Raw genomic sequence first — 24901 nt, forward strand, 5'->3', positions numbered from 1 at the left:
ATTGAGTGAGTTTGCATAACAAAACAAAGCTCTTTCTGTCGAAGGTCATATCGAGTAAATGAGGCGGATAGATGGTGTGAAAGTGCATGTACTTACCCGGGGAGGTCTGGCGGATATGTGAAGTACTCTTCATAACCTACTTAGTGATAAGTAGCTGAACCGTCAGAAGTCAGCAGAGGTCATAGTATTAGTTGGTCTAGAACAACTAAGAAGGACCGAACAATTAAGAGAGAATAGCCCTTGGTATTCAGTGAGTCATGATGAACACAGAAAACGTAGTACCTCACTTGAGGGAGGAAGCGGTGAATCCCGTGGGAGACCTCTTGGAGGGTGGAGTGACCACTGGCATAAAGAGAACAGCTATTCACGGAAGTTATAAAGACTTGCGTCAATTATCTTAATTGAACCGCCGTATACGGAACCGTACGTACGGTGGTGTGAGAGGACGGGAGTTAATCGCTCCCTCCTACTCGATTTAGAGCCGTTTTGTTTGTATCGAGGAGTGTCAACAAGGGGTTGCAATAAAAAGCATTCTAGATTGATGTGAAGGAGGAGCAAACATGACAGAGAAAATTAAAGCAGCCATTTTGGGTTTTGGTACAGTGGGACAAGGAGTTTATCAATCGATTCAATCCCATCAAAGTCGGCTGAAACAGCTGCTTGGGAAAGAAGTGGAAGTTGCGGGAATCTTGATTCAACATCCGGAAAAAGAACGGGATGTAGATGAGTCTGTGATCGTTACGACCCAATTTGAAGACATTTTGGCGATTCCGGGCTTGCAAGTGATATTTGAAGCTATAGTGGGAGAAGAGCCGGGCCATACTTATTTATCAATGGCAATAGAAAAAGGTATCCACGTCATCACTGCCAATAAAGTCATGTTTGCCCGCCACGGTCAGGAACTGTTAAAGAAAGCAAAAGAAAACGGCGTTCAAATAGGTTTTGAAGCGACGACTGCCGGTGGAACCCCGATTCTTCAAACGCTTGCGCTGTTAAGAGTCAATGAAGTGGAAGAAATACAAGGAATATTAAATGGAACTTCCAATTTTATTTTATTTTATTTTATCGGAAATGAGAGAAAAGAAAATCAGTTTTCATGAAGCGTTAAAAGACGCTCAAGCAAGAGGTTATGCCGAGGCTGATCCGGCCAATGATATCGAAGGGACCGATGCTTTTTATAAGCTCTTGATATTAAGCAACGTTGGCTGGGGAATCCAGCCTGACTGGGAAACGATTGAAAAGCAAGGAATTACTCATATCACAAGCGAAGTAATAGAAATTGCCGATCAATTGCGATGTCGCGTAAAGCATGTAGCGGATATAAAAAAAGAAGGAAGCCATTTGAAAGGTTTTGTCAAGCCTGTCTTTGTACCGTCGACGCATCCATTTTACGGTGTAGAAGGAGTGGAGAATGCTGTTTCCTTCCAAGGAAGCTTAATTGGCAGAGTGACCATTCAAGGCCCCGGTGCCGGAAAGTATCCAACTGCAAGCGCCATGGTAGAAGATTTAATTCATGTTCTCAAACAAACTTCAGTAGGGAAAAAACCTTGTTTTTCCCATACCTCTTCCAATACTGCTGAAACGGAATGGGTTGTATTGACGGAACAACCTCTATCTGAGCCAAATGTCGAAATAAAACATACAGGCAAGACCGCTTCAGTCTATTATTATGATATCGCCGCCACAAGGGAAACGATAGAGCAATGGCATCAAAAGGAAACAATCCTGCAAAGCTTTGAAGTGTTAAATGAACTGGCGCTTGAACCAAGGAATGCCAGCTTAGGGGCTGTTATATCCGGAGTTTCCATATAAAAATGTTTTCTGGCAGCCGAACCTTTCTCTTCATAACTTGTCCTTTCCGTGAATATAGATAATGACACGAACGTCAGGCTAGCTCGAACCTCAAAAAGAGGAGAAGGCTTTTGGACAGGAGGATGTATGAGTGATGAAGAGAAAATGGGCTGCTCTTCTTGTGTCGTGCTCTTTTTTAACGGGTGCAGGGAGCACTTATGCAGGATTGAAAATTTGGGATCAGAGGGCGCCGCAAGAAAGCCGGGAGCCTGGCCAAACAGGCGAGGCGTCTTACAAACTTCCGGATGAACTCCATAAAGTGGAAGTGGCGTATGAATTGATTTCAAAAAAATACGTGAAGAAGGTGAACAGCGGTCAGCTGGTGGAAGGGGCCATTTCTGGAATGCTGGCTGCTTTGAAAGACCCTTATTCCGTTTACATGGATGCTGAAACCGCTCACCAGTTTAATGATTCTTTGGACTCTGCTTTTGAAGGGATCGGGGCTGAGATCACCGTTAGAAACGGAAAAGTATTCATCGTTTCGCCCTTGAAAGATTCACCGGCGGAAAAGGCAGGTTTAAAGCCGAACGATCAGATTATTAAAGTCAATGGCAAAAACGTAGAGGGGTTGGATTTATATAAGGCGACTGAAAAAATCCGCGGAAAAAAGGGAACATCCGTCACGTTGGAAGTGAGAAGAGATGGGGCGGCAAAACCGTTGACATTTAAAGTGAAAAGGGGCGAAATACCGATTCAAACGGTGAATGGAAAAATCAAGAAAGAACATGGAAAACGAATAGGATATATCGAAATTACCTCTTTTTCGGAAGAAACGGGAAAAGACTTTAAAAAGAAATTAAAGCAGTTAGAGAAAGAACACATCAAAGGACTTGTACTCGATGTTCGAGGCAATCCAGGAGGATTATTGACAAGCGTTGAAGAAATTTTAAAAGAACTCGTTACAGATCATAAGCCGTACTTGCAAATCGAAGAACGATCCGGAAAGAAAGTGGAATATTATTCAACGACCAAAAAAGCTAAACCTTATCCGATTGTGGTCCTTACAGATGGCGGAAGCGCTTCTGCATCTGAGATCTTAGCCGCAGCACTGAAGGAGGCAGAAGGATATACTTTAATCGGACAAAAGACATTTGGCAAAGGAACGGTTCAGCAAGCGGTTCCCCTCAGTGACGGCAGCAATATTAAATTAACGACTTATAAATGGCTGACGCCAAACGGCAATTGGATTCATCATAAAGGGATTGAACCGAACATTGTGGTGAAGCAGCCTGACTATTTCTATGTTCATCCTCTTCAAATAGAAAAACCGCTAAAGAAAGATATGAATACCGATCAAGTCAAAAACGCCCAAGAAATGCTGGATGGACTGGGATACGCTCCCGGACGGACCGATGGCTATTTTAGCGCTCAAACGGAAAAAGCGGTTCGCGCCTTTCAAATGGAAAATCAAATAAAAGTGAACGGACAAATTGATAAGCAGACAGCGCAAATGCTGGAGACTAAAATCATGGAAGCGATGAAAAAAGATAAAAATGATTTGCAGCTGAATGTGGCGCTAAAGGTTGTCAGCGATGATGAAAAAATTGGCAAAACTAAATGACATTTAAGGCTTTGTCTATTGATATCTGGTTTATGTAATATAGAAATAGTTTTGGCCGTAAACGGTTGTCCTTTGGCCGCTATTGTCCAGGACGTGTGACGGGAGAACTTCATGAAAAGAATTTGCGGCGAAAGAGAAGTCCGCTATGATTTCATTATGATCTTTGTGTAATTTTATATGTGTTTTCATCATTCATTTGATACAATGAGATTACAGTCAAAACGGTGAGACGGAAGAAAGGATGGTGGTTTCCTATTGATACAAGATATTCTGCTTGAATTGGCAAAAGGCTTTGGAAAACTCTTTCTCCATCCGCTTTTTTATTTTTCTTTCATCTTCTCTGTCTGTATTGGATTATGGCGGGTAAAAAGAGAACGGAAAGATTTTGATATCAGTGTATACGATATATACCACGAATTGCGCATGTTGCTTCCGGCCGGATTGGTCGCCGGGTTCATTATTTCCGCCTGTACGCTGGCTCTTGGTGTTGAAGTGTCTTGGTTTTCATGCGCACTGTTAGCCACGACCACTCTGCTGCTTAGCTTTTTCAGGGCCCGGTTTTTATCACCGGCATGGATTTTTGGCGGTGCGGCCATTCTGTATTATGTGGCGAAAGCAGCTGGCATGGGTTTGCCTAATGCTGATTCCACCGTTTCAGAACCGCTCGTATTTGTATCGCTCTCTGTTCTTGCGGGGCTTCTTCTTATAGGGGAAGGGGCTCTCATTTATCGAAATGCTTGGCGGGACACTTCGCCAAGACTTGTCCAAAGTCCGCGGGGATTGACGGTGGGCGCTCACTATTCTCAACGTACGTGGCTCATTCCTGTGTTTTTATTGCTACCTGCTGATCATATTCGTTCTTCTTTAGATTGGTGGCCGTTCTTTTCCATTGGAGCACAATCATTCACGTTGTTTTTCTTTCCTTTTTTAATAGGGTTTGAACGGACGATGACGGCTTCTATTCCGGAGAGGGCGTTGAAGGAAACGGGCAGAAAGGTGATTTGGCTCGGTGTGCTCACCTTATTGCTTGCCTTCGTGTCTCATTGGGTCCCGGTCATAAGCTATGCAGCCTTGATCTTTGCTTTTGCCGGTCGGTTGGCGATTTCCTATTTTGACCACAATCGGCAAAAAAGCCAGCCCCATTTTTTTACTCCCAGTACGAAAGGTGTTTTGATTTTGGGGGTTCTCCCCTTTACACCCGCTCATAAAATGGGACTGAAAAGCGGGGAAATTATCCGTAAAACGAACGGAGTGGAAGTCAACAGCGAGAAAGAATTTTATGAAGCGCTTCAACGCAACCGTGCATTTTGCAAATTGGAAGTGTATGATGTGAACGGCCAAGTTCGCTTTGCCCAAAGTTCTTTATATGAAGGCGAACACCATGAACTTGGGTTAATTTTCATTGATGAAGAAAGACATATAAACGGGTCAGCTGTATCATAGCAGTTGTTTCCCGCGATAAAGAGAGGCCACCCTTTTAGCGAAATGTTCTTCGTAACATGAAAAGGGCGGTCTTTTTTCATCCATAAGATTGGCGAATGGCGCCCACCGTAACCGAGATGAGACGGGCATTGGTCCGGTAACGATCTCCATAATGATTCGATGGTTCATCCATTTTAGTGGAAACTTTCAACAAAAATTGATACAATCATTCGCAATATACTTTTTAAGGAGGATGGACGATGGGAGTACACAACTACTTTAAAAGTTTATCAGACTTAGAAAATCTGTTTCGTTGTCCGGGAAAATTTAAATATCAAGAGCACTCGGTTGCAGCCCATTCTTTTAAAGTGACGAAAATTGCCCAATTTTTAGGGACGGTAGAAGAAGCGCATGGCGAAAAAGTAGATTGGAAAGCGTTGTATGAAAAAGCGCTCAACCATGATTATGCGGAATTGTTTACCGGCGATATAAAAACGCCTGTGAAATACGCTTCGAATGAATTGAAAGAGCTATTTTCACAGGTGGAAGCGCAAATGACGAAGAAATTTGTGGAAAAAGAATTTCCTGAAGAATTTCAATCGATCTATATGGAACGGTTTCAAGAAGGGAAAGATGATACATTAGAGGGGAGAATTTTATCAGTGGCGGATAAAATTGATTTGCTCTATGAATCTTTCGGGGAAATCCAAAAAGGAAATCCGGAACCGCTATTCCGCGAAATTTATCAGGAAGCTTTGTCCACTATTATGGAGTTTAAAGATATGAATTGCGTTCAATACTTTTTGAAGGAAATCGTGCCTGATTTATTATCGGAGACATACATTCCGCAAAGTGAACTGGAACAAATGACAGAAGATATTATTTTCAAAAAACAAAATCCGTCTGAATAAACAGAAAGCAGTAATTTTTTGTAAATGACTTTTCAGTTTATTCTGTATGTTATATGATGTATAGCAGAATGGTGCCAAAGGGGTGTGGATATGGAAGGGAAAATATTGTTGGCAATGTTTGTTCCCGGATTACTGGTGCTGCTGTTTGCACGTATCACGTATAATGAAGTCATTGGACTGGTTTTAACTGTCGCCTTAATCGCTGCTTCCGCTTACAAAGGATATACTCATACGTGGCCTTTGGTGATCATTGATGCCGCTTCTTTAACGGCTGGATTTTGGTTATCGAACTATTGGAAAAGAAGTCAAAAGAAAAGCGCTTAGGAACTGTTGCTGATGATTCCTGGCGCTATTTTTTTGCTGCTGAGGTTGCATGAATAGGCAGATTTTGAGCTTTAAACGAGACGCTACGGCCTTTTGATCCCGCGTGATCAGACAGCGGACTCCCACTGATAGAAGTTCACCAATGAAAGACAGTGTAATAACCTCTGATTGAAAACATTTCCATTGTTTTTTTGAATATGTTTATCGCATAAAAAAGCAGCTTATTTTTTGGGGCTGCTTTTTTGATTGTTTTTGTTCTTGCTCTTGCTCTTTTTTTTATATAGTCTTATGACTTGCTTGATGATGTACACAATAAAAAAGAGAGCAAGCGTTATAATTTCTTCTTTTTCCATTTTTCGAAAGGGGTCGAGCGTTTTTAAAAACGCATTTTGATATCGGTACCCTAACAGTAAATCGAGTGAAAAAATTAAAGCGAAAAGAACCGCGATGATTAAAAGAACGGTAAAAATGACCTTCATGATGACATCCTCACAACATATGTTTTCTTTATTTTTCTCTATTTTGTCCCAGATCATGTAAGAAAAAAAGTTCGTATAATCTCCACGGTATATGCGGGAAACTACAGATACATCCATTTTTTGAAAACGAGGGATTATGATGGGATTGTTTAAGAAAATGTTCTTTCATAAAGGCAAAAAGAACAAACAGAAAAAACAGGTGAGCAAAAAACAAGAGCAATTAGGACAATCCAAAAATGTGCCAAAAGGAGATATAGAGAAATCGCTTGCGACCAATATAGATGTCATCAAAGAAACAACGGGCAACAGCAGCGATATCATTGTTCGTGTCATCAAAATGGGTCAGGAAGCGGATGTCACAGCTGCCATTATTTATACGGAAGGGCTTGTAGACGATCTGACCGTAAAAGACTTTTTGATAGAATCGGCCATGAAAGATACGAACGAACAAAATTTGGAAAACCCGAAGTTAGCGCTTCAGGTATTGAAAGAAAAAATTTTACCGATCGGAGAAGTGAAGGAATTAGATTGTTGGGAAGATTTGTTTACCAATTTAATGACGGGACAAACGATCATCCTGGTAGATGGCGTTTCTAAAGCGTTAACGGCTAATACAAGAGGAGGGGAAAAGCGGCAAATATCGGAGCCGGTTACGGAAATTTCCATTCGCGGGCCGAAGGACAGTTTTACGGAAACGATCCGAACAAACAGTGCCTTAATCAGAAAAAGAATTAAAAATCCGAATCTATGGCTGGAATCCATGAAAATTGGCAAAGTGACGCAGACAGATGTGGCGATTATGTATATTAAAGGAATTGTCAATGAAAAAGTGGTAGAGGAAGTCAGGATAAGGTTAAAGCGGATCAATATCGATAGTATTCTGGAGACTGGCTACATAGAACAGCTGATTGAGGACAAAACGTTTACTACTTTTCCAACGTTGTTTCATACCGAAAGACCGGATGTGGCGGCGGCTAATTTATTGGAAGGAAGAGTAGCGATATTGGTGGATGGCACACCATATGTCCTCTTGGCGCCGGCCGTTTTTATCCAGTTTTTTCAGGCGGTGGATGATTATTATGGCAGGTTTGATCTTAGTTCTGCCCTCCGTTTTTTACGAGTGCTGATTTTTTTTATTTCTCTCGTAGGTCCGGCTATCTATATTGCAGCGACTACTTTTCATCAGGAAATGATACCGACCCCTCTTGTGATTGCGCTGGCAGCACAGCGTGAATCGGTTCCTTTTCCGGCGTTTGTGGAAGCAATGATTATGGAAGTAACGTTTGAAATTTTGCGTGAGGCCGGGGTAAGGCTTCCGCGGGCAATCGGACAAACGGTATCGATTGTGGGGGCGATTGTCCTTGGCCAGTCAGCGGTTCAAGCAGGATTTGTATCGCCGGCTATGCTCATTGTCGTTTCGATTACAGCGATTGCCAATTTTGCGACCCCTGCTTATTCTATTGCGATATCGGCGCGATTGATTCGTTTTATTATTGCGGTGATGGCGGCGACATTCGGGTTTTACGGCTGCTTAATGGGCATATTGGTGATGGTGATTCATCTATGCAGCCTTCGCTCATTTGGGGTGCCGTATATGACTCCGCTTGCTCCTTTTATTCCGGCTAATTTTGGCGACACAGTAGTTCGCAAGCCAATCTGGGAATATAAAGAGAGACCTCGTATCATTAGCCAATCGAATATTACAAGAGCGGGTGAACATCAACGGCCACAGCCGCCGGATCATTCCTATTCTCAGAAAGAGAATGAAAAAGGTGAAAAAAATGATTCGTAAGCGGTCCTTATTGTTCATGATAGTATGTGTGCAACTTCTCCTTTCGGGGTGTTGGAGCAAGCGTGAACTGACCGATCTGGCGTTGGTGTTGGCACTCGGCATCGATATGACGAAGGATGGAAAATATGAGGTCAGCATGCAAATTGTCAATCCCGGAAATGTGGCCGGGGCTGTCCAGCAAGGTGGCGGAGGAGGACAAGGACTGCCGATAGTCGTGTATCATCAAAAAGGTGATAACATCGTTGAAGCTGCCAGAAAAGCTTCTACAATGATTTCAAGGCGTTTGTACTTTTCTCATACGAATATGCTCGTAATAGGAGAAAAAGTGGCTAAAAAAAATATACCTGTTATACTGGAAGCCATCGAAAGAGACCAACAATTTCGAAGCACAACTACGATGGTGGTTGCAAAAGGAACAAAGGCGCAGACCATTTTAGAAACTTTGACGCCAATTGATAAAATTCCCGCTGATCAAATTCGCAAAACGCTGACGACTTCCGAGTCAATATGGAGTGAAACTTTCCCAACCAAAATTGCTGATGTCATTCAACAATTGATTTCCCCGGGAAAACAACCGGTCATTCCGGGGATCAGGCTGATCCATAACAGTGAACAAAGGGGGACGATGGAAAACCTGCAAAGAACAAATCCGGTAAGTAATATCGAAATAAGCGGATTCGCCATGATTAAAGATGGAAAACTAAAAAAATGGGTGTACGGCAAAACAGCGCGAGGAGTAACCTGGTCGCTGGGAAAGATGAGGTCCACGAGTGTAAGCGTCGATTGGGGTGGAAGAAAAAAGGCCCTTTCCTATGAAGTGGTTCGGGACAAAACAAAGCTGACAGCCAAAGTGAAAAACGGAAAACCGGAAGGGTCCGTCTTGGTGAAAGTGGAAGGCGATATTGGAGAAATGCTCGTCCCGGTTGATATCACGAACTTACGAGTCATACAAAAAATTGAAAGACAAACCAATAGAGAAATTGAAAGAGAAATTGAGCGAGCGATCAAAATCGCTCAACGGAACCACACGGATATTTTTGGCTTTGGCGATGCGATCCATAGGCACGATCCGAAGTTTTGGAAAAGGGTACACACGAAGTGGAGCGATGATTATTTCCCAACTATGAACATAAAGGTTGAAGTGAGGACGCACATACGGCGTTCAGAATTGCGGACAAAATCATTCCTGTCCACTATTAAGGAAGAAAAAAGGCGGTGATCCATGAATGGAGAAGGCAAAAATAGACGGCCTCCAGTTATTCATTCTCATTTTTTTATTTGAAATGGGAAGTGCCATTGTCCTCACTTTAGGAGTCCAGGCTAAGCAAGATGCTTGGATGACGATATTAGGTGGGTTGTTGGGAGGATTGCTTTTATTTCTTGTCTACCATCGCCTTTATCTGTATTTTCCCGACAAGTCTCTGGCCACTTATGCACAAGACCTTTTAGGGACGTTTGTAGGAAAAGTGATCGGCTTTGTCTATTGCATTTATTTTCTTTATTTAGCAGCAAGAGTGCTGCGCGATTTCGGGGAATTAGTGGCAACATTTGCCTATCCCGAGACACCTGTGTTGATTATTAATGCCATTATGATGGCGACCATTTTATATGGCCTGAACAAAGGAATAGAAGTGATTGCGAGAACGAGCGAATTATCCTTTGTGGCTCTTTATTTGCTGGCGATTTCGGGCTTTGTATTGGTGGTCATTTCCGGTTTAATCAAACTGGAGAATTTACAGCCGATGCTGGAAAACGGGATTCGGCCTGTGTTGAAAACAATCGTTACGCAAACAATGTATGTACCGTTTGGTGAAATCGTTGTTTTCACCATGTTGCTGCCGTATTTAAACAAGCCCGAAAAAGGAAAAATCATTGGATTAACGGCGATTACGCTCAGTGGAATTAATTTAACCATCGTAAGTGTCGTCAACATCGCCGTGCTGGGGGTGGATGGTTTTTCAAGGGCGACTTTTCCTCTGTTAGCAACCATCCAGCAAATCGAAGTGGCTGATTTTTTGGAACGACTGGATATCTTTTTTTTGATCGCATTAGTGATTGTCGGTTTTATTAAAGTTAGTCTGTGTCTCTATGCCGCCTCCATCGGGATTGCGGAAATTTTTCGGATCTCTGATTATAAAAAGCTATTGTATTTGCTGGTTCCGATCTTGATCATTGCATCGCTATCCATTGCCGATAATTTTTTTGAGCACATGAAAGAGGGGCTGGATTTAGTTCCCCTCGTTTTACACTTGCCGCTTCAAGTCGTCATTCCTATTTTTTTACTCATCATTGCCTTTTTTAAAAATAGAAAAAAACAAAAAAATAAGCAAGCAACAGAACAAACGGGAAAGGATTCAGCGGAATCGTGAAGATTGGCTTCTTTGCGCTGAGTATTGAATTTCTTTATGGAAAAGAAAATTTTATGCTTAAAAGAGTGATCAATGCCATTGATTGCTTTTATTTTTTATCCATTTCTTTGAATCGAAACGAAAATTTGTTCGCATATAATTGGTGAAGGGGAAGGGAATTGTGGTAGAATGAGTTATAACCAGATAAAGGATTGTCTATCACCGTTCACCTTATGTGATCGTTTATATACACGAAACAGCCATTAAGGAAGAAATTCTTCTTTTCGGCTGATAAATGCTGTCAATATAGGGGGGATCTTGCGAGTGGAAAATCGCTTCGAACTTGTTTCGAAATATCGTCCGCAAGGCGATCAGCCGAAAGCCATTCAACAGCTGGTAAAAGGAATACGGGAAGGAAAGAAGCATCAAACGCTTCTTGGTGCAACAGGAACAGGCAAAACGTTCACGATTTCGAATGTAATTAAAGAAGTGAATAAACCGACATTGGTCATCGCTCATAATAAAACGTTAGCCGGACAATTATACAGTGAGTTTAAAGAATTTTTCCCGAATAATGCAGTGGAATATTTCGTTAGTTATTACGACTATTATCAACCGGAAGCGTATGTACCGCAGACGGATACGTATATAGAAAAAGATTCCAGCATCAATGATGAAATTGACAAATTGCGGCACTCTGCTACTTCCGCTCTGTTTGAACGGCGAGATGTCATTATCATTGCCAGCGTCTCCTGCATCTACGGTTTAGGTTCGCCGGAAGAATACCGGGATTTAGTCGTGTCTTTGCGTGTCGGTATGGAGATGGAGCGGGACCACCTTCTCCGTCGACTTGTGGATATCCAATACGAGCGCAATGACATTAACTTTCAGCGTGGGACCTTTCGTGTACGCGGCGATGTAGTCGAAATATTCCCCGCTTCCCGGGATGAGCACTGTATCCGAGTTGAGTTTTTTGGAGATGAAATCGACCGCATCCGCGAAGTCAATGCACTGACAGGAGAAATTCTTGGTGAACGGGAACATGTGGCTATCTTCCCTGCTTCTCACTTCGTCACGAGAGAAGAAAAAATGAAGATGGCCATTCGCAATATTGAAATCGAACTGGAAGAACGTTTAAACGAGCTGAGAGACCAAGGAAAATTGCTGGAAGCGCAAAGACTGGAGCAGCGAACTCGATATGATTTGGAAATGATGAGAGAGATGGGGTTTTGCTCCGGAATCGAAAACTATTCCCGCCATTTGGCGTTAAGACCGCCGGGCTCCACTCCTTATACGCTTCTTGATTATTTTCCGGATGATTTTTTAATCGTGGTCGATGAATCGCATGTGACATTACCGCAAATTCGTGGAATGTTCAACGGGGATAGAGCAAGAAAGCAAGTCCTGGTGGATCACGGTTTCCGGCTGCCGTCTGCTTTGGACAACCGTCCTTTAACGTTTGAAGAGTTTGAGAAGCATATTAACCAAATTGTGTACGTATCAGCCACTCCGGGTCCTTACGAGATGGAACATTGCCCGGAAATGGTGGAACAAATCATCCGGCCGACCGGTTTGCTGGATCCGACCATCGATGTCCGCCCGATCGAAGGGCAAATTGATGATTTGCTTGCCGAAATTCAAGAAAGAACGAAAAGAAATGAACGAGTGCTTGTGACCACTTTAACAAAGAAAATGGCAGAAGACTTGACGGATTATTTGAAAGAAGTCGGCATAAAAGTGCAATACTTGCATTCGGAAGTAAAGACGTTGGAACGGATTGAAATCGTCCGCGATTTACGACTCGGAAAATTTGATGTACTGGTCGGGATCAATTTATTAAGAGAAGGATTGGACATTCCGGAAGTTTCTCTTGTGGCGATTTTGGATGCCGACAAGGAAGGATTTTTGCGGTCGGAACGCTCTTTAATTCAAACGATTGGCCGCGCCGCTCGAAATGCAAACGGCCACGTCATCATGTATGCCGACCATATTACCGATTCGATGGAAAAAGCCATTTCGGAAACAAAACGACGCCGTGCCATTCAGGAAGCGTACAATAAAGAGCATGGAATTATTCCCAAAACGATTCAAAAAGGCATTCGCGATGTCATTCGGGCTACTTATGCTGCGGAAGAAAAAGAAACGTACGAAAAATCTCCTAAGAAAAAATTATCTGCGGAAGAAAAGAATCGTTTGATTGCCAGTCTCGAAACAGAAATGAAAGAGGCAGCCAAAGCACTAGATTTCGAACGGGCTGCCCAGCTGCGTGATGCGATTTTAGAGTTAAAAGCGGAAGGATGACCATCATGGGAAAAGATCAAATCATTGTTAAAGGAGCACGAGCCCATAATCTGAAAAATATTGACGTTACCATTCCAAGGGATCAATTGGTTGTTTTAACCGGGCTATCGGGTTCTGGAAAATCTTCTTTGGCGTTCGATACGATCTATGCGGAAGGCCAAAGAAGGTATGTTGAATCTTTGTCTGCTTATGCACGCCAGTTTCTCGGACAAATGGACAAGCCGGATGTAGACGCCATCGAGGGGCTGTCGCCGGCCATTTCCATTGATCAAAAAACGACCAGTCGAAATCCCCGCTCTACTGTGGGAACCGTAACCGAAATATACGACTATTTGCGTCTGTTATTTGCCCGTATCGGCCATCCGATTTGCCCTAACCATGGCATCGAAATTACTTCTCAAACGATTGAACAAATGGTGGACCGCATTATGGAATATCCTGAACGGACGAGACTGCAAATCCTTGCTCCAGTGGTATCCGGGAAAAAAGGAACGCATGCCAAAACGCTGGAGAATATGAAGAAACAAGGGTATGTACGTCTTCGCGTCGATGGGGAAATGCGGGATGTGGAGGAAGACATTCAATTAGATAAGAATAAAAAGCATTCGATTGAAGTGGTGGTAGATCGCATTGTCGTGAAAGACGGAATTCACTCCCGTTTGGCCGATTCTTTAGAAGCCGCGCTGAAACTAGGGGAAGGAAAAGTCATTATCGACGTCATCGGACAAGAAGAACTGTTATTCAGTGAACATCATGCATGTCCGTATTGCGGTTTTTCGATCGGCGAATTGGAGCCGCGCATGTTTTCGTTTAACAGTCCATACGGTGCCTGTCCGACTTGCGACGGATTGGGGTCCAGATTAAAAGTGGACGTTGATCTTGTCATTCCGGATTGGAATTTGAGTTTGCGCGAGAACGCGATTGCACCTTGGGAACCTACCAGCTCTCAATATTACCCGCAGCTTTTAAAGGCGGTGTGCGATCATTACGGCATTGATATGGATATACCCGTCAAGGATATACCGAAACCGCTTTTAGACAAAATTTTATATGGATCAGATGGTGAGAGCATTTATTTTCGCTACGTGACCGATTTCGGCCAAGTCAAGGAGAATTATATCGAGTTTGAAGGCGTGATCCCGAACGTTGAGCGCCGTTATCGAGAGACGACATCTGATTATATACGCGAGCAAATGGAAAAATACATGGCTCATCAAAAATGCCCGACTTGCAAAGGGCATCGTTTAAGGAAAGAGGCCTTGGCTGTCAAAATCGGCGGTCTTCATATCGGAGAAGTCACTCAATTTTCCATTAAGGAAGCGAAAAAGTTTTTTGAAAATCTCACATTGACGGAAAAGGAAAAGAAAATTGCCCATTTGATTTTGCGTGAGATCAGCCAGCGACTTGGTTTTCTGGATAATGTTGGCCTCGATTATTTGACGTTAAGCCGTGCGGCCGGAACGCTTTCAGGCGGTGAGGCGCAGCGTATTCGTTTAGCCACTCAGATCGGTTCTCGACTGACGGGAGTTTTATATATATTGGATGAACCATCTATTGGTCTGCATCAGCGTGACAATGATCGATTAATCGAAACGCTGAAAGAAATGCGGGACATAGGCAACACATTAATCGTTGTAGAACATGACGAAGATACGATGTTAGCCGCCGATTATTTAATCGATGTTGGGCCGGGAGCAGGCGTCCATGGAGGAGAGATCGTATCAGCGGGCACGCCTGAGGAAGTGATGAAAGATCCTAACTCGCTTACGGGCCAATATTTATCCGGGAAAAAGTTTATTCCGCTGCCGCAGGAACGGCGAAAACCGGATGGCCGTTTTATTGAAATAATAGGAGCAAAAGAAAACAATTTAAAAAATGTGAAAGTGAAGTTTCCGTTAGGCGTATTTATCGCTGTCACCGGCGTGTCGGGATCCGGAAAAAGCACCCTTGTCAATGAGATTCTTTACAAGGCGCTTGCTCATAAGCTGTACCAAGCAAAACAAAAGCCGGGTCAGCATAAAGAAGTGAAAGGCATTGAACATTTGGATAAAGTGATCGAAATTGACCAATCCCCTATTGGACGCACTCCGCGATCCAATCCGGCCACCTATACAGGCGTTTTTGATGATATACGCGATGTGTTTGCCCGAACAACGGAAGCGAAGATGCGCGGATATAAGAAAGGACGTTTCAGCTTTAATGTGAAAGGCGGACGCTGTGAAGCTTGCCGCGGGGATGGCATTATCAAAATCGAAATGCATTTCCTTCCGGATGTCTATGTTCCTTGCGAAGTTTGCCATGGAAAGAGATACAACAGGGAAACGCTCGAAGTGAAATACAAAGGAAAAAACATTGCAGATGTATTGGATATGACGGTGGAAGATGCGCTTGAATTCTTTGAAAACATTCCGAAAATCAAGCGTAAACTGCAGACGATTGCTGATGTCGGCCTCGGCTATATCAAACTGGGGCAGCCAGCTACCACATTGTCGGGAGGGGAAGCACAGCGTGTCAAGCTGGCCTCCGAATTGCATCGCCGTTCTACCGGAAGAACGTTTTATATTTTGGACGAGCCGACGACAGGATTGCATGTGGATGATATTGCTCGGCTTCTAAAGGTCCTTAAACGGCTGGTGGAAAACGGTGATACGGTGCTTGTAATTGAACATAACCTGGATGTAATCAAAACAGCCGATTATATTATTGACTTAGGACCTGAAGGCGGCGATAAAGGCGGTACGATCGTGGCTACCGGAACGCCTGAAGAAGTGGCTGAGGTGGAACAATCGTATACTGGAAAATATTTAAAGAAAATTTTAAAACGCGACCAGGAGCGTATGAAACAAAAAATAGCTGAACACGAACATGCGACTTCTTAATAATTGCAGCGGAAGGGTGCTCCCTTCCGCTGTTTTGATACTGGTATAGATAACTAGACGAATAAAAGGTAATATAAAGATGTAAACGCTTCAATTTCCTTTTATTGTTAGAAAAGGGGGAGTTAGATGCGAGTCGTAAAAGTAGCCAACTATGAGGAAATGAGCCAAAAAGCCGCGGAATGTATCATTCGCCAAGTGAAAGAAAAACCTGATTCGGTTCTCGGGCTGGCCACGGGTGGAACCGTGATCGGAACGTATCAATTATTGGCAAAAGACCATCAGAAGAACGGAACGAGTTACCGACAGATTTTAACGGTTAATTTGGATGAATATATTGGAATAAGCCCTGAACACGAGCAAAGCTACCATTTTTATATGAAAAAAAGGCTGTTTGATCATGTCCAAATTCCGCCTGAAAACACCTATTTGCCTGATGGACAAGCGGAAGATCTTGAAGAAGAATGCAAAAGGTATGACGAGCGGATCGAAAGTCTTGGCGGCATTGATCTGCAGCTTCTTGGCATCGGTGTGAATGGCCATATCGGTTTTAACGAACCGGGTACGCCTTTTGATTCCAAAACCCATATTGTTGAACTGTCGGAATCGACCCGAAAGGCTAATGCGAGATTTTTCAACACCCTTGAGGAAGTTCCGAAGAAAGCTATTACGATGGGAATAGAAACGATCATGAAGAGTAAGAAGATTTTACTGTTAGCTTCCGGATTGAAAAAAGCGCCTATTATTCGCAAACTTTTTCAGGAGGGAATAACGGAAGAGATTCCTGCTTCTGTTTTAAAAAAACATGAGAATGTGGTGCTGATTGCGGATGAAGAAGCGCTTTCTCTTGTTGATCCTGTATGGGTGGAGACGGAGGTGGAATTTTGAACATTGATAAAAACTCTCCGCTTCCGATCTATTATCAATTAGAAAAAGCCATTAAAGAATGGATTGAACAAAAAGAACTGGTTCCGGGCGACGTCATTCCGTCGGAAAGGGAGTTTGCGGAAATGTATTCCATTAGCCGAATGACGGTGAGACAAGCGATCAATCATTTGGTGAATGAAGGATATTTAATACGCAAGAGGGGAAAAGGCACGTTTGTGGCAGAAAAAGAAAAGGCAAAAAAGATGAGGAGCTTGATAAGTTTTTCGGAAGATATGAAACAAAGAGGATTGCAGCCGAGAGCAAAAGTGTTAGAATTTAAAGTGTTGCCTGCGGAGCCCCTTTCTGCGAAAAAACTTCATATTAAGGAATATGCCCCGATTTATAAGGTCATAACGGTTCGATCAGCGGATCAGGAGCCAATGGCGTTTGAAACATCCTATATGCCGGTTTCTTTAATGCCGACATTAACGAAGGAAGCAGTCGAAAAATCTTTATATGATTATATGGAAAAAACGTTAATGTTGAGAATAGACAGAGCATCGCAAACGTTAGAGGTGGCTGCAGCGAAAAAAACGGTTGCGGAAATGTTGAAAATAGAAGAAAATGATCCTGTTTTATTAGTCAAAAGGGTCAGCTATTTAGAAGATGGACGTCCCTTTGAGTTTGTGAATTCTGTTTACCGCGGTGATCGTTATCAATTTTGTACAGAGATGATCAGGGTATAGAGAGGATTGAGGAGGATTTTTTATGCTCAGTTTTTTGCAAAAAATCGGTAAATCATTGATGCTTCCTATAGCAGTGCTTCCGGCGGCCGGTTTATTATTGCGTCTTGGTCAACCGGATTTGTTGAATATTCCTTTTATTGCCGAGGCTGGTAATGCATTTTTCGGAAGCATGGCCATTGACCCCGCTCATGATCCGGGAGCGACTTTTAGCAATTTGGCTTTGCTTTTTGCCATTGGGGTTGCCATCGGCTTTGCGCAAGACAGCAACGGAGCTGCAGCCTTGGCTGGCGCCATAGGCTATATGGTGCTGGTGTTTACTACCCATGCCATTAATAACACGATCAATATGGGAGTATTGGGTGGAATTATCGCCGGTATTTCTGCCGGAATGCTCTACAATAAGTACCATGATATAAAATTGCCGACTTGGTTTGCCTTTTTTGGCGGTCGCCGCTTTATACCGATTGTAACGGCTGTTTCAGCCGTGATTCTTGGGCTCCTTTTTGGTTACATATGGCCTTATGTTCAAGATGGAATCGATTCTCTTGCTCATTGGATTATCGGTGCAGGAGCAGTCGGTGTTGCGGCTTACGGATTTTTAAACCGGTTGTTAATTCCGTTAGGCTTGCATCATATTATTAACACATTGATTTGGTTTGATTTCGGCTCCTTTACAGACGCGAAAGGAAATGTTTTCCACGGTGATATCACCCGATTTTTACACGGGGATCCAAAAGCCGGAATCTTTACGGCCGGATTCTTCCCTATTATGATGTTTGGCTTGCCGGGCGCTTGTTTGGCGATGATTGTCGCTGCCAAAAAGGAACGCCGCAAAAAAGTCGCTGCCTTGTTGGTGGGAATGGCATTGACGGCATTTGTGACGGGTGTTACCGAACCGATCGAATTTTCATTTATGTTTATATCGCCGTTTCTCTATGTCGTTCACGCTCTATTAACGGCTTCTTCTTTGGCAGTTACTTATATGCTGGGGATTCACGATTCTTTTAGCTTTTCAGCAAGCTTAATTGATTATCTTCTCAATTTCGGAATTGCCCAAAAACCTGTTTTGCTCTTGCTCGTGGGAGCAGTTTATTTCGTCGTTTATTTTATTGTCTTCTACTTCGTGATCAAATGGCGTGATTTAAAAACTCCGGGGCGTGAAGATGAGGAAGATACGGCGGAAGAGCAAGGCGGATTGTCTGTTGACGATAAGTATATGAGAATGTCCGTGGGCTTTTTAGAAGGATTGGGAGGAAAAGAAAATATCACTAACATCGACAACTGTGCTACCAGATTGCGCCTGGAAGTCCGCGACAGCGACGCAATTGATGAACAACGGATTAAGCGTTCGGGTGCTCGCGGTGTAATGAAAACGAGCAAAACCAGTGTGCAAATTATCGTCGGACCAGATGTGGAATTTGCTGCGGAGGCGTTGAAAAAGCTGGCTGCCATGGAACGGCCTCATGAATCTTTGATCGAGCCGTCGGAAAAGACTGCTGATAACGATCAACGCTCAGCAGACATAGGTAAAACATTTGACACACATTCATTTGCTGCTCCGTTATCAGGAACATTGATGGAGATGACAAAAGTGCCTGATCAAGTCTTTTCACAAAAGATGATGGGAGACGGATTTGCGATTGATCCGGCAGAGGGCAAAATAGCTGCCCCGTTTAACGGCACGATTCTATCGGTATTTCCGACCAAGCATGCGATTGCTTTAAAGAGAGAAGATGGATTGGAAGTGTTGATTCATTTAGGAATTGATACGGTTCAATTAAAAGGAGAAGGGTTTACGGTGTTCGTAAAGGAAGGGGACAAGGTGGTTCAAGGTCAAGAAATTGCTTTTATGGACATCCAAGCTATAAAAGAAAAAGTGCCTTCCATCATTACCCCGGTGGTCTTTACGAACTTAGCGGAAGGACAAAAAGTCGTACTGCGGAAACAAGGACCAATTCAGCGGGGAGATGCTCTTTTCTTAGAAATTCAATAGCATTCGCCAAGAATCGAAACCCCTATGGGACGATGAAAAATCGTTCCGTAGGGGTTTTCTTTTTCCTTGAGTACATATGGGAAAGATGACCGCTTTGCAAAACTCATATTGACTTGAGATTGAGTGTTGAATACGGCGCAGCACGAAAGTTAGTTGATCCATTTTTTGGAAAATTTAAACGGTTGAGCGTTCAACGAGTGTATAAGACATTTCCTTTTGAGAAATACGGGCGCCATCGCATGCCTGGCGAAACAAACTTCTTCCCATTTCTGAAAGCGGGATGTCGATCGTAGTCATATTCATCAAATAGGAGATGGGTTGATTATTAAAACCGATGATCGCTAATTGTTCAGGAACAGAAATGCCTTTTTGTTGGCATTGAAGAAGCGCACCTGCAGCTACTTCGTCGCTGGTGATCACTAAAGCAGACGGAGGCTCCGACATTTTTGAAATGCGTTCTATGATATCCACTCCGTCCTCAAGAACGAGGCAGTGGTCAAAGACATAATCCTTTTTATATGGTTCGTTGATGTTTTTTAAAAAATCACGGTAAGCGCGAAGTCTTTGGTGACTGTTCGTTCCGGAAGTTCTCCCGATGCTGATGCCAATTTTTCGGTGGCCTTTTTGGTGCAGAAAATCGAGTGCTGCTTGAAAACATTGATAATGATGAATAAAAGTGCAAGAAATAGGTTTTTTTCGAGCGTCTTCGCATAAAACGATTGTCCCGTATTGTTGATATTCTTCAATCCATTCCCAGCTTCCCGCCCGCGAACAAATAATCAGGGCGTCAATTTGCTTATATTTCAACATTTTGAGCGCTTCCAGCTCCCTTTGGGGTTCATAATTGGTTTGGAACAAGACTAGCTGATGATTTTGAGTGATCGCCTCATCTGCAATCCCCTCTATCAACTGCCCGAAGTAAGGGTGATTCAAAAACGGAACAGCCACTCCAATCAAATTCGTCTTGCCTTTGCTTAAATGCACGGCATTGATATTCCGATGATAATGGGATTTTTTAATGGCTTCGAGCACGGCAGCCCTTTTTGCTTCGCTTACATAGGGATGGTGGTTTAGAACGCGGGAAACCGTTGTGACGGAAACACCCGCCATTTTGGCTATATCTCTAATATTGGTCATGAATCAATGCTCCTCCCTCCGTAAAATCGCTCTTGCTTTGAAACGCGTTTCATCCATTAACGTTATAGATGAAAGGGGAGATGTAGAAATGGGTTTGTTATCATTGATCATGATGTGTGGTTCTATTCTTATTTTAACATCCATTGCAGTCAAGATAGGCGAGAATAACGGATACAGAGAGGAGAAAAATGAAAAAGATCCTTTTAGTTATTTGTTTCGTGTGTATGAGAAAGAAAAAAACGATGATTGAAAAGAATATTTTCGATTAAAGCCGTTTAGTTTCGTTTTGACGCCATTTTTCCCAAGCGCTCTTATTCCATATGAAACTTGTTTTGTTCTTTTTTCGTATGCATAATGAAAGATATGGGGACTGTGATCATTGTGGAACCCAATCATCGAAAGTCGGATAAAAACGCTTTTTCGTTGAATAATAATAGTAATGAGCAAATTAATGAGGAAAGAAGGGTTTACGAGTGAAAAAATTATTTCGTTCCCGCATAGACCGCAAGTTGGCGGGAGTGCTTGGCGGAATTGCCCAAATGTTGGGAGTCGACTCCACCATTATTCGGGTTTTGTTTATTATCTTGTTGTTTCCAACAGGCTTTTTTCCATTAGCGATTACTTATTTGCTATTGATGTTTGTCATGCCTAATGAAGAGGATGTTTATAGATGAGATGGCTGTTAGGCATTGTCATCAATGCGGTTTTATTTGTAGCTTTGGCTGGTTGGTTTCAAGGGTTTCACGTTTCCGGCTTTGGAGCGGCATTTGTGGCCAGCCTCATTCTTTCCATATTGAATATGTTAGTCCGACCGATTTTGATTATTTTGACATTACCGATTACGATCTTGACACTTGGTCTTTTTTTAATTGTGATCAACGCCATGACGCTGTTATTAACCGATGCGATTATGGGAGATGCTTTTGATGTATCCGGTTTTGGTTTGGCGCTCCTTGTTGTCATCATTATGTCCATTTTCAATTTAGTGGTTCAACGGGTACTGTTTGAGAAAGACTAAAAAAGCGTGCTGAAAAAGCCGTTTTGCTTTTCCAGCACGCTTTTTGGGATTCGATTGATTAAATGTCTGTTTTACGGGACAAGAAAAAGCGATATTTACTGTTCGTAGGCGATTTCCCCTCGACATAAAGTCATTTGTACTTCGTATTGTGGATTGAATACGACGATATCGGCATCTTTCCCAACGGCAAGACTGCCTTTGCGATCAAATACTTTCAGTTCTTTTGCCGGATTCGTCGAAGCTAATCGAACGGCTTGGAAAAGCGAAAGCTTCGTAAAGCGAATGATATTTTGAATGGAGTCTTTCATTTTTAAAATGCTTCCGGCTAACGTGCCGTCTTCCAAAACGGCTTTTCCGTCTCGAACAATCACATCTTGCCCACCTAAATCGTAGCGGCCGTTTTTAAGACATTTGGCTCGCATCGAATCTGTAATTAAGACGATTTTTTCTTCTCCTTTCATACGGACCGCTAAGTCGATCATTTCTGGACGGACGTGGACTCCATCTGCGATAAGCTCCGCTGTTAGCTGATCGAGAAGAAGGGCAGCGCCGGCAGTCCCCGGTTCACGATGGTGCATTCCTTTCATAGCGTTAAATAGATGGGTGACATGGCTTGCTCCAGCTTCTGCTGCCTTCACAACCTCTTCGTATGAAGCATCCGTATGGCCGATGGAAGCAATCACATCATGATCTGCCAAGTAGGAAATGAGTTCAGAAGCATTTTCGATTTCGGGAGCCAGTGTCACTAGCTTGATGGCGTTGTCCGCAAGAACTTGCCATTTTTGAAATTGGTCAATACTTGGTTTTAAAATGTATTTTTTGGGTTGAGCGCCGTTATGCTTTTCATTGATAAAGGGGCCTTCTAGGTGGATGCCGAGTACTTCTGCTTTTCCGGGAATGTTATGTTTTTTTCTGTATTCGGCGACATTCCGGATGGCTTTTTCAATGTTTTCCGGGCTTTGCGTGATCGTGGTAGCCAGAAAGCTGGTCGTTCCTTCTTTTGGAAGGGCAGAAGCCATCGTCGTTATAGCCTCGGGAGTGGCATCCATTGTATCAGCCCCGTTGGCACCGTGAATATGGACATCAATAAACCCTGGCGAAAGAAAGGACTCATGATGCAAATCGATCACTTTTTCTCCGGGAGAGGATATATATTCCGTCATCTTTCCGATACACGTAATTTTTCCGTTTTCAATGGTTAAAAATCCGTCTTGGAGAATATCGTGTTCCAATAAGATGTTTGCTTGAATAAAGGTAAGTTTATTTTCCATATCAATCGCCTTTCTATTACTTAAAGTAATATTGAGATGGACTTGATGGATTCTCTTTATTTTCATTTTAACTGCTTTTTAAATTGGGATGTTTTATATGATCGTAATGAGATTCAATCCTTTATCTTTAAGGTCATTAAGACAACAGAAATTTTTTATTAAAATGGTCCATTCTTATGGATGTAAAGAGAATTCATGTATCCGTGTTTAATCATAACACGAAGAAAGCTTATTTTCACACCATCCTCAGTGTCTCTTCATTTATGAATGTAAAGTATGCCCCGAAAGTCTTTTCTTCACTTTTTCTAAAATGAATTGGTAAACGGAAATCACTCTGTTGACGATAGGTTCAAAAAATCCGGAGCATTTTGAAACCACAGCGGCGACTATCACGGATACGATCATACTTCCCACTACATCAAATGGATAATGGTGACCTACCCAAACACGCGAAAGTCCCGTTAAAAAGGCAAATATGATCATAGGGGCACCTAATCGACGATGTCGAATCCACATGGCAATGGAGATGGCAAATGCCCCCGTTGCATGATCGCTCGGAAAAGAAGCGTCCGCTGCATGAGGAACAAGAAGATGAACATGATGGGTCACAAACGGACGCGGTTCATAATAAACCAATGTAATCAAATAATTTCCAAGCAAGGCTAAGATTCCCGTTCCTCCGGCGTAGAGCACACTTTTTTTATACGTGGTGTTCCCTATCATCCAAATAGCCAATAATGCGATGGCATATACAAAAAGGGCATCGTTCGTGAAGAAAATCATCACGTCATCCAATATCCGATTATGTCCTGAAAGACCATGGATTTTTTGAAATAATTCGTAGTTCATAAAAAATCCCTCTCCTCTATTTTAAAGTTGGTTGGATCTTGTTTACATATATCTTTTTTTCCATATGTTTTTATATAAGAAGCGTACGATCAAAGCCAGCGCTATGAACAAAGCAGCATATCCTACAGGTCGAATATAAGCTTGAGCCATTTCCCAATGTTTCCCCAGCTTGAATCCAATAAGAGTCAACCCAATGTTCCAAGGTACGCAGCCAAGGAAAGTAAAGATGATAAATTTTTTAACGTCCATTTTCGTGATGCCGGCGGGTAAGGAGATAAACGTACGAATAAACGGCATCATTCTTCCAAACAACGTTGCCCAACTCCCATATTTTTGGAACCAATAATCCGCTTGTTCTAAGTGTTTATATTGAAAGAGAATATATTTTCCATATTGGATAATAAATCGACGTCCTCCGTATTTCCCCGTCCAATACGCGAAAATAGACCCCGCCAAGTTTCCTAAAACCCCTGCTATTATGACTAGCCAGAAGTGTAAAGTGCCTTTAGCGGCCAGGAATCCTCCAAATAGCATAATGACTTCGCTTGGCAGAGGAATGCACATGCTTTCGATCATCATAGCGATAAAAATTCCCCAATGTCCCAGCGTGGAAATCAGCTCAGTCGCTGTATTTTCTAAAATCAGAGTCAGCTGATGCAGCATGATAAGCCTCCTTTAAAGAATCATTCACAGAACAAATGACAGTATGCTGCCATAAAAAGTTCGATTTTGATCGTTTTGGATAAACATCATGAGGTGATTGTGGTCATTAACGATGTTTTTGAAAAATTTGTGCACTTTTTTTCAATCGGTGGAAAAGGGCGCGGAGGGGAATAGACTAAAATGTCAGAAGGCTAATCATTTGTGTTCAAAAGGAGTGGTCTATACCATTAAAGGTAGTAGAGCATCTAAGCTGTTTGAGCAGTTTAGTTCCGAAAGAAAACGTGCTACAATAAAGTGAAACTTCCATCCGTGGTAGACGGATGGTTAGTTGAACTAATCGGGCATATAGGGGCAGTTATACCCGACTGAGATTCCATCTCATCATCCAATCCCAGAAAAGGGGATTTACTGCCCCTTCATGCGGGATAAAGTGAAACTTCCATCCGTGGCACACGGATGGTTAGTAGAACCAATCGGGCATATAGGGGCAGT

Annotated in this window: 22 protein-coding genes; 17 read left to right on the plus strand and 5 right to left on the minus strand. The window is 42.7% G+C overall.

What is annotated here, in order from left to right:
* Window positions 1-560 precede the first annotated feature (560 nt).
* The 6 genes from BSM4216_RS16995 (at window position 561) to BSM4216_RS02245 (ending at window position 6069) form a co-directional block, all read left to right on the plus strand.
* Window positions 561-1100 carry a Gfo/Idh/MocA family oxidoreductase gene (locus tag BSM4216_RS16995; RefSeq protein ID WP_244878033.1) on the plus strand — a complete coding sequence of 180 codons (540 nt, stop codon included), beginning with the start codon at window positions 561-563 and terminating at the stop codon, window positions 1098-1100.
* Window positions 1033-1812 carry a homoserine dehydrogenase gene (locus BSM4216_RS17000; protein WP_244878034.1) on the plus strand — a complete coding sequence of 260 codons (780 nt, stop codon included), beginning with the start codon at window positions 1033-1035 and terminating at the stop codon, window positions 1810-1812. Before BSM4216_RS16995 ends, BSM4216_RS17000 begins: the two co-directional genes overlap by 68 nt.
* A gap of 133 nt (window positions 1813-1945) precedes the next feature.
* Window positions 1946-3412, plus strand: coding sequence for a S41 family peptidase (locus BSM4216_RS02230; RefSeq protein WP_048624361.1), 1467 nt, complete (start codon window positions 1946-1948; stop codon window positions 3410-3412).
* 255 nt (window positions 3413-3667) lie between these two features.
* Window positions 3668-4855 (plus strand): PDZ domain-containing protein, encoded by a 1188-nt coding sequence (locus BSM4216_RS02235; protein WP_048622579.1) that lies wholly within the window; start codon window positions 3668-3670, stop codon window positions 4853-4855.
* Window positions 4856-5094: 239 nt separating this feature from the next.
* Entirely contained in the window at window positions 5095-5745 is a 651-nt protein-coding gene (locus BSM4216_RS02240) for an HD domain-containing protein (protein ID WP_048622580.1), read from the plus strand.
* A 90-nt stretch (window positions 5746-5835) separates the two neighbouring features.
* Window positions 5836-6069 carry a CsbA family protein gene (locus tag BSM4216_RS02245; protein ID WP_040340801.1) on the plus strand — a complete coding sequence of 78 codons (234 nt, stop codon included), beginning with the start codon at window positions 5836-5838 and terminating at the stop codon, window positions 6067-6069.
* A gap of 221 nt (window positions 6070-6290) precedes the next feature.
* Here BSM4216_RS02245 and BSM4216_RS02250 read toward each other — a convergent pair whose 3' ends face one another.
* The gene (locus tag BSM4216_RS02250) at window positions 6291-6548 is read right to left on the minus strand and encodes a YczF family membrane protein (protein WP_156179203.1); all 258 of its coding nucleotides are present in this window, start codon (window positions 6546-6548) and stop codon (window positions 6291-6293) included.
* Window positions 6549-6705: 157 nt separating this feature from the next.
* Here BSM4216_RS02250 and BSM4216_RS02255 point away from each other — a divergent pair, with 157 nt between their 5' ends.
* The 8 genes from BSM4216_RS02255 to nagE all read left to right on the plus strand — a co-directional run bounded on the left by BSM4216_RS02255 (window position 6706) and on the right by nagE (window position 19471).
* Window positions 6706-8340 carry a spore germination protein gene (locus BSM4216_RS02255; RefSeq protein ID WP_048624362.1) on the plus strand — a complete coding sequence of 545 codons (1635 nt, stop codon included), beginning with the start codon at window positions 6706-6708 and terminating at the stop codon, window positions 8338-8340.
* A complete protein-coding gene (locus tag BSM4216_RS02260; protein WP_048624363.1) occupies window positions 8330-9559 on the plus strand; it encodes a Ger(x)C family spore germination protein in 1230 nt (409 codons plus the stop codon). Before BSM4216_RS02255 ends, BSM4216_RS02260 begins: the two co-directional genes overlap by 11 nt.
* A gap of 7 nt (window positions 9560-9566) precedes the next feature.
* A complete protein-coding gene (locus BSM4216_RS02265; protein WP_048622582.1) occupies window positions 9567-10709 on the plus strand; it encodes a GerAB/ArcD/ProY family transporter in 1143 nt (380 codons plus the stop codon).
* A gap of 303 nt (window positions 10710-11012) precedes the next feature.
* Window positions 11013-12989 carry an excinuclease ABC subunit UvrB gene (gene uvrB, locus BSM4216_RS02270; RefSeq protein ID WP_048622583.1) on the plus strand — a complete coding sequence of 659 codons (1977 nt, stop codon included), beginning with the start codon at window positions 11013-11015 and terminating at the stop codon, window positions 12987-12989.
* 5 nt (window positions 12990-12994) lie between these two features.
* Window positions 12995-15868 (plus strand): excinuclease ABC subunit UvrA, encoded by a 2874-nt coding sequence (uvrA, locus tag BSM4216_RS02275; RefSeq protein ID WP_048622584.1) that lies wholly within the window; start codon window positions 12995-12997, stop codon window positions 15866-15868.
* A gap of 126 nt (window positions 15869-15994) precedes the next feature.
* Window positions 15995-16753 carry a glucosamine-6-phosphate deaminase gene (gene nagB / locus BSM4216_RS02280; RefSeq protein ID WP_048622585.1) on the plus strand — a complete coding sequence of 253 codons (759 nt, stop codon included), beginning with the start codon at window positions 15995-15997 and terminating at the stop codon, window positions 16751-16753.
* Window positions 16750-17478 carry a GntR family transcriptional regulator gene (locus BSM4216_RS02285; RefSeq protein WP_244878035.1) on the plus strand — a complete coding sequence of 243 codons (729 nt, stop codon included), beginning with the start codon at window positions 16750-16752 and terminating at the stop codon, window positions 17476-17478. Before nagB ends, BSM4216_RS02285 begins: the two co-directional genes overlap by 4 nt.
* Window positions 17479-17500: 22 nt before the next feature.
* Window positions 17501-19471 carry an N-acetylglucosamine-specific PTS transporter subunit IIBC gene (nagE, locus tag BSM4216_RS02290; RefSeq protein ID WP_048622587.1) on the plus strand — a complete coding sequence of 657 codons (1971 nt, stop codon included), beginning with the start codon at window positions 17501-17503 and terminating at the stop codon, window positions 19469-19471.
* 174 nt (window positions 19472-19645) lie between these two features.
* Here the strand turns inward: nagE and BSM4216_RS02295 are convergent, their stop codons facing one another.
* Window positions 19646-20608, minus strand: a complete 963-nt coding sequence (locus tag BSM4216_RS02295; protein WP_048622588.1) for a LacI family DNA-binding transcriptional regulator — start codon at window positions 20606-20608, stop codon at window positions 19646-19648.
* 88 nt (window positions 20609-20696) lie between these two features.
* On the opposite strand from BSM4216_RS02295, the gene BSM4216_RS16635 reads away from it, so the two are divergent.
* The 3 genes from BSM4216_RS16635 (at window position 20697) to BSM4216_RS02305 (ending at window position 21626) form a co-directional block, all read left to right on the plus strand.
* Window positions 20697-20858: a hypothetical protein gene (locus BSM4216_RS16635; RefSeq protein WP_156179205.1), complete on the plus strand. Its 162-nt coding sequence runs from the start codon at window positions 20697-20699 to the stop codon at window positions 20856-20858.
* Window positions 20859-21081: 223 nt separating this feature from the next.
* Window positions 21082-21282, plus strand: a complete 201-nt coding sequence (locus tag BSM4216_RS02300; RefSeq protein ID WP_048622589.1) for a PspC domain-containing protein — start codon at window positions 21082-21084, stop codon at window positions 21280-21282.
* Entirely contained in the window at window positions 21279-21626 is a 348-nt protein-coding gene (locus tag BSM4216_RS02305) for a phage holin family protein (RefSeq protein ID WP_003353559.1), read from the plus strand. Before BSM4216_RS02300 ends, BSM4216_RS02305 begins: the two co-directional genes overlap by 4 nt.
* Before the next feature lie 95 nt (window positions 21627-21721).
* Here BSM4216_RS02305 and nagA read toward each other — a convergent pair whose 3' ends face one another.
* From nagA to BSM4216_RS02320, 3 genes are all read right to left on the minus strand, one after another.
* The gene (nagA, locus tag BSM4216_RS02310) at window positions 21722-22897 is read right to left on the minus strand and encodes an N-acetylglucosamine-6-phosphate deacetylase (RefSeq protein WP_048622590.1); all 1176 of its coding nucleotides are present in this window, start codon (window positions 22895-22897) and stop codon (window positions 21722-21724) included.
* A gap of 261 nt (window positions 22898-23158) precedes the next feature.
* Window positions 23159-23746 (minus strand): undecaprenyl-diphosphatase, encoded by a 588-nt coding sequence (locus BSM4216_RS02315; RefSeq protein WP_048622591.1) that lies wholly within the window; start codon window positions 23744-23746, stop codon window positions 23159-23161.
* 42 nt (window positions 23747-23788) lie between these two features.
* Window positions 23789-24409 (minus strand): DedA family protein, encoded by a 621-nt coding sequence (locus BSM4216_RS02320; protein ID WP_048622592.1) that lies wholly within the window; start codon window positions 24407-24409, stop codon window positions 23789-23791.
* Between the last annotated feature and the right edge of the window lie 492 nt (window positions 24410-24901).

The organism is Bacillus smithii (assembly GCF_001050115.1).
Classification (GTDB): Bacteria; Bacillota; Bacilli; order Bacillales; family DSM-4216; genus Bacillus_O; species Bacillus_O smithii.

Excerpts from the sequence above, each read along its gene's own strand:
- BSM4216_RS16995 (WP_244878033.1), top strand. The coding sequence starts at position 561 with ATGACAGAGAAAATTAAAGCAGCCATTTTGGGTTTTGGTACAGTGGGA.
- BSM4216_RS17000 (WP_244878034.1), top strand. The coding sequence starts at position 1,033 with ATGGAACTTCCAATTTTATTTTATTTTATTTTATCGGAAATGAGAGAA.
- BSM4216_RS02230 (WP_048624361.1), top strand. The coding sequence starts at position 1,946 with ATGAAGAGAAAATGGGCTGCTCTTCTTGTGTCGTGCTCTTTTTTAACG.
- BSM4216_RS02240 (WP_048622580.1), top strand. The coding sequence starts at position 5,095 with ATGGGAGTACACAACTACTTTAAAAGTTTATCAGACTTAGAAAATCTG.
- BSM4216_RS02245 (WP_040340801.1), top strand. The coding sequence starts at position 5,836 with ATGGAAGGGAAAATATTGTTGGCAATGTTTGTTCCCGGATTACTGGTG.
- BSM4216_RS02250 (WP_156179203.1), bottom strand. The coding sequence starts at position 6,548 with ATGAAGGTCATTTTTACCGTTCTTTTAATCATCGCGGTTCTTTTCGCT.
- BSM4216_RS02255 (WP_048624362.1), top strand. The coding sequence starts at position 6,706 with ATGTTCTTTCATAAAGGCAAAAAGAACAAACAGAAAAAACAGGTGAGC.
- BSM4216_RS02260 (WP_048624363.1), top strand. The coding sequence starts at position 8,330 with ATGATTCGTAAGCGGTCCTTATTGTTCATGATAGTATGTGTGCAACTT.
- BSM4216_RS02265 (WP_048622582.1), top strand. The coding sequence starts at position 9,567 with ATGGAGAAGGCAAAAATAGACGGCCTCCAGTTATTCATTCTCATTTTT.
- uvrA (WP_048622584.1), top strand. The coding sequence starts at position 12,995 with ATGGGAAAAGATCAAATCATTGTTAAAGGAGCACGAGCCCATAATCTG.
- nagB (WP_048622585.1), top strand. The coding sequence starts at position 15,995 with ATGCGAGTCGTAAAAGTAGCCAACTATGAGGAAATGAGCCAAAAAGCC.
- nagE (WP_048622587.1), top strand. The coding sequence starts at position 17,501 with ATGCTCAGTTTTTTGCAAAAAATCGGTAAATCATTGATGCTTCCTATA.
- BSM4216_RS02295 (WP_048622588.1), bottom strand. The coding sequence starts at position 20,608 with ATGACCAATATTAGAGATATAGCCAAAATGGCGGGTGTTTCCGTCACA.
- BSM4216_RS16635 (WP_156179205.1), top strand. The coding sequence starts at position 20,697 with ATGGGTTTGTTATCATTGATCATGATGTGTGGTTCTATTCTTATTTTA.
- BSM4216_RS02305 (WP_003353559.1), top strand. The coding sequence starts at position 21,279 with ATGAGATGGCTGTTAGGCATTGTCATCAATGCGGTTTTATTTGTAGCT.
- nagA (WP_048622590.1), bottom strand. The coding sequence starts at position 22,897 with ATGGAAAATAAACTTACCTTTATTCAAGCAAACATCTTATTGGAACAC.
- BSM4216_RS02315 (WP_048622591.1), bottom strand. The coding sequence starts at position 23,746 with ATGAACTACGAATTATTTCAAAAAATCCATGGTCTTTCAGGACATAAT.
- BSM4216_RS02320 (WP_048622592.1), bottom strand. The coding sequence starts at position 24,409 with ATGCTGCATCAGCTGACTCTGATTTTAGAAAATACAGCGACTGAGCTG.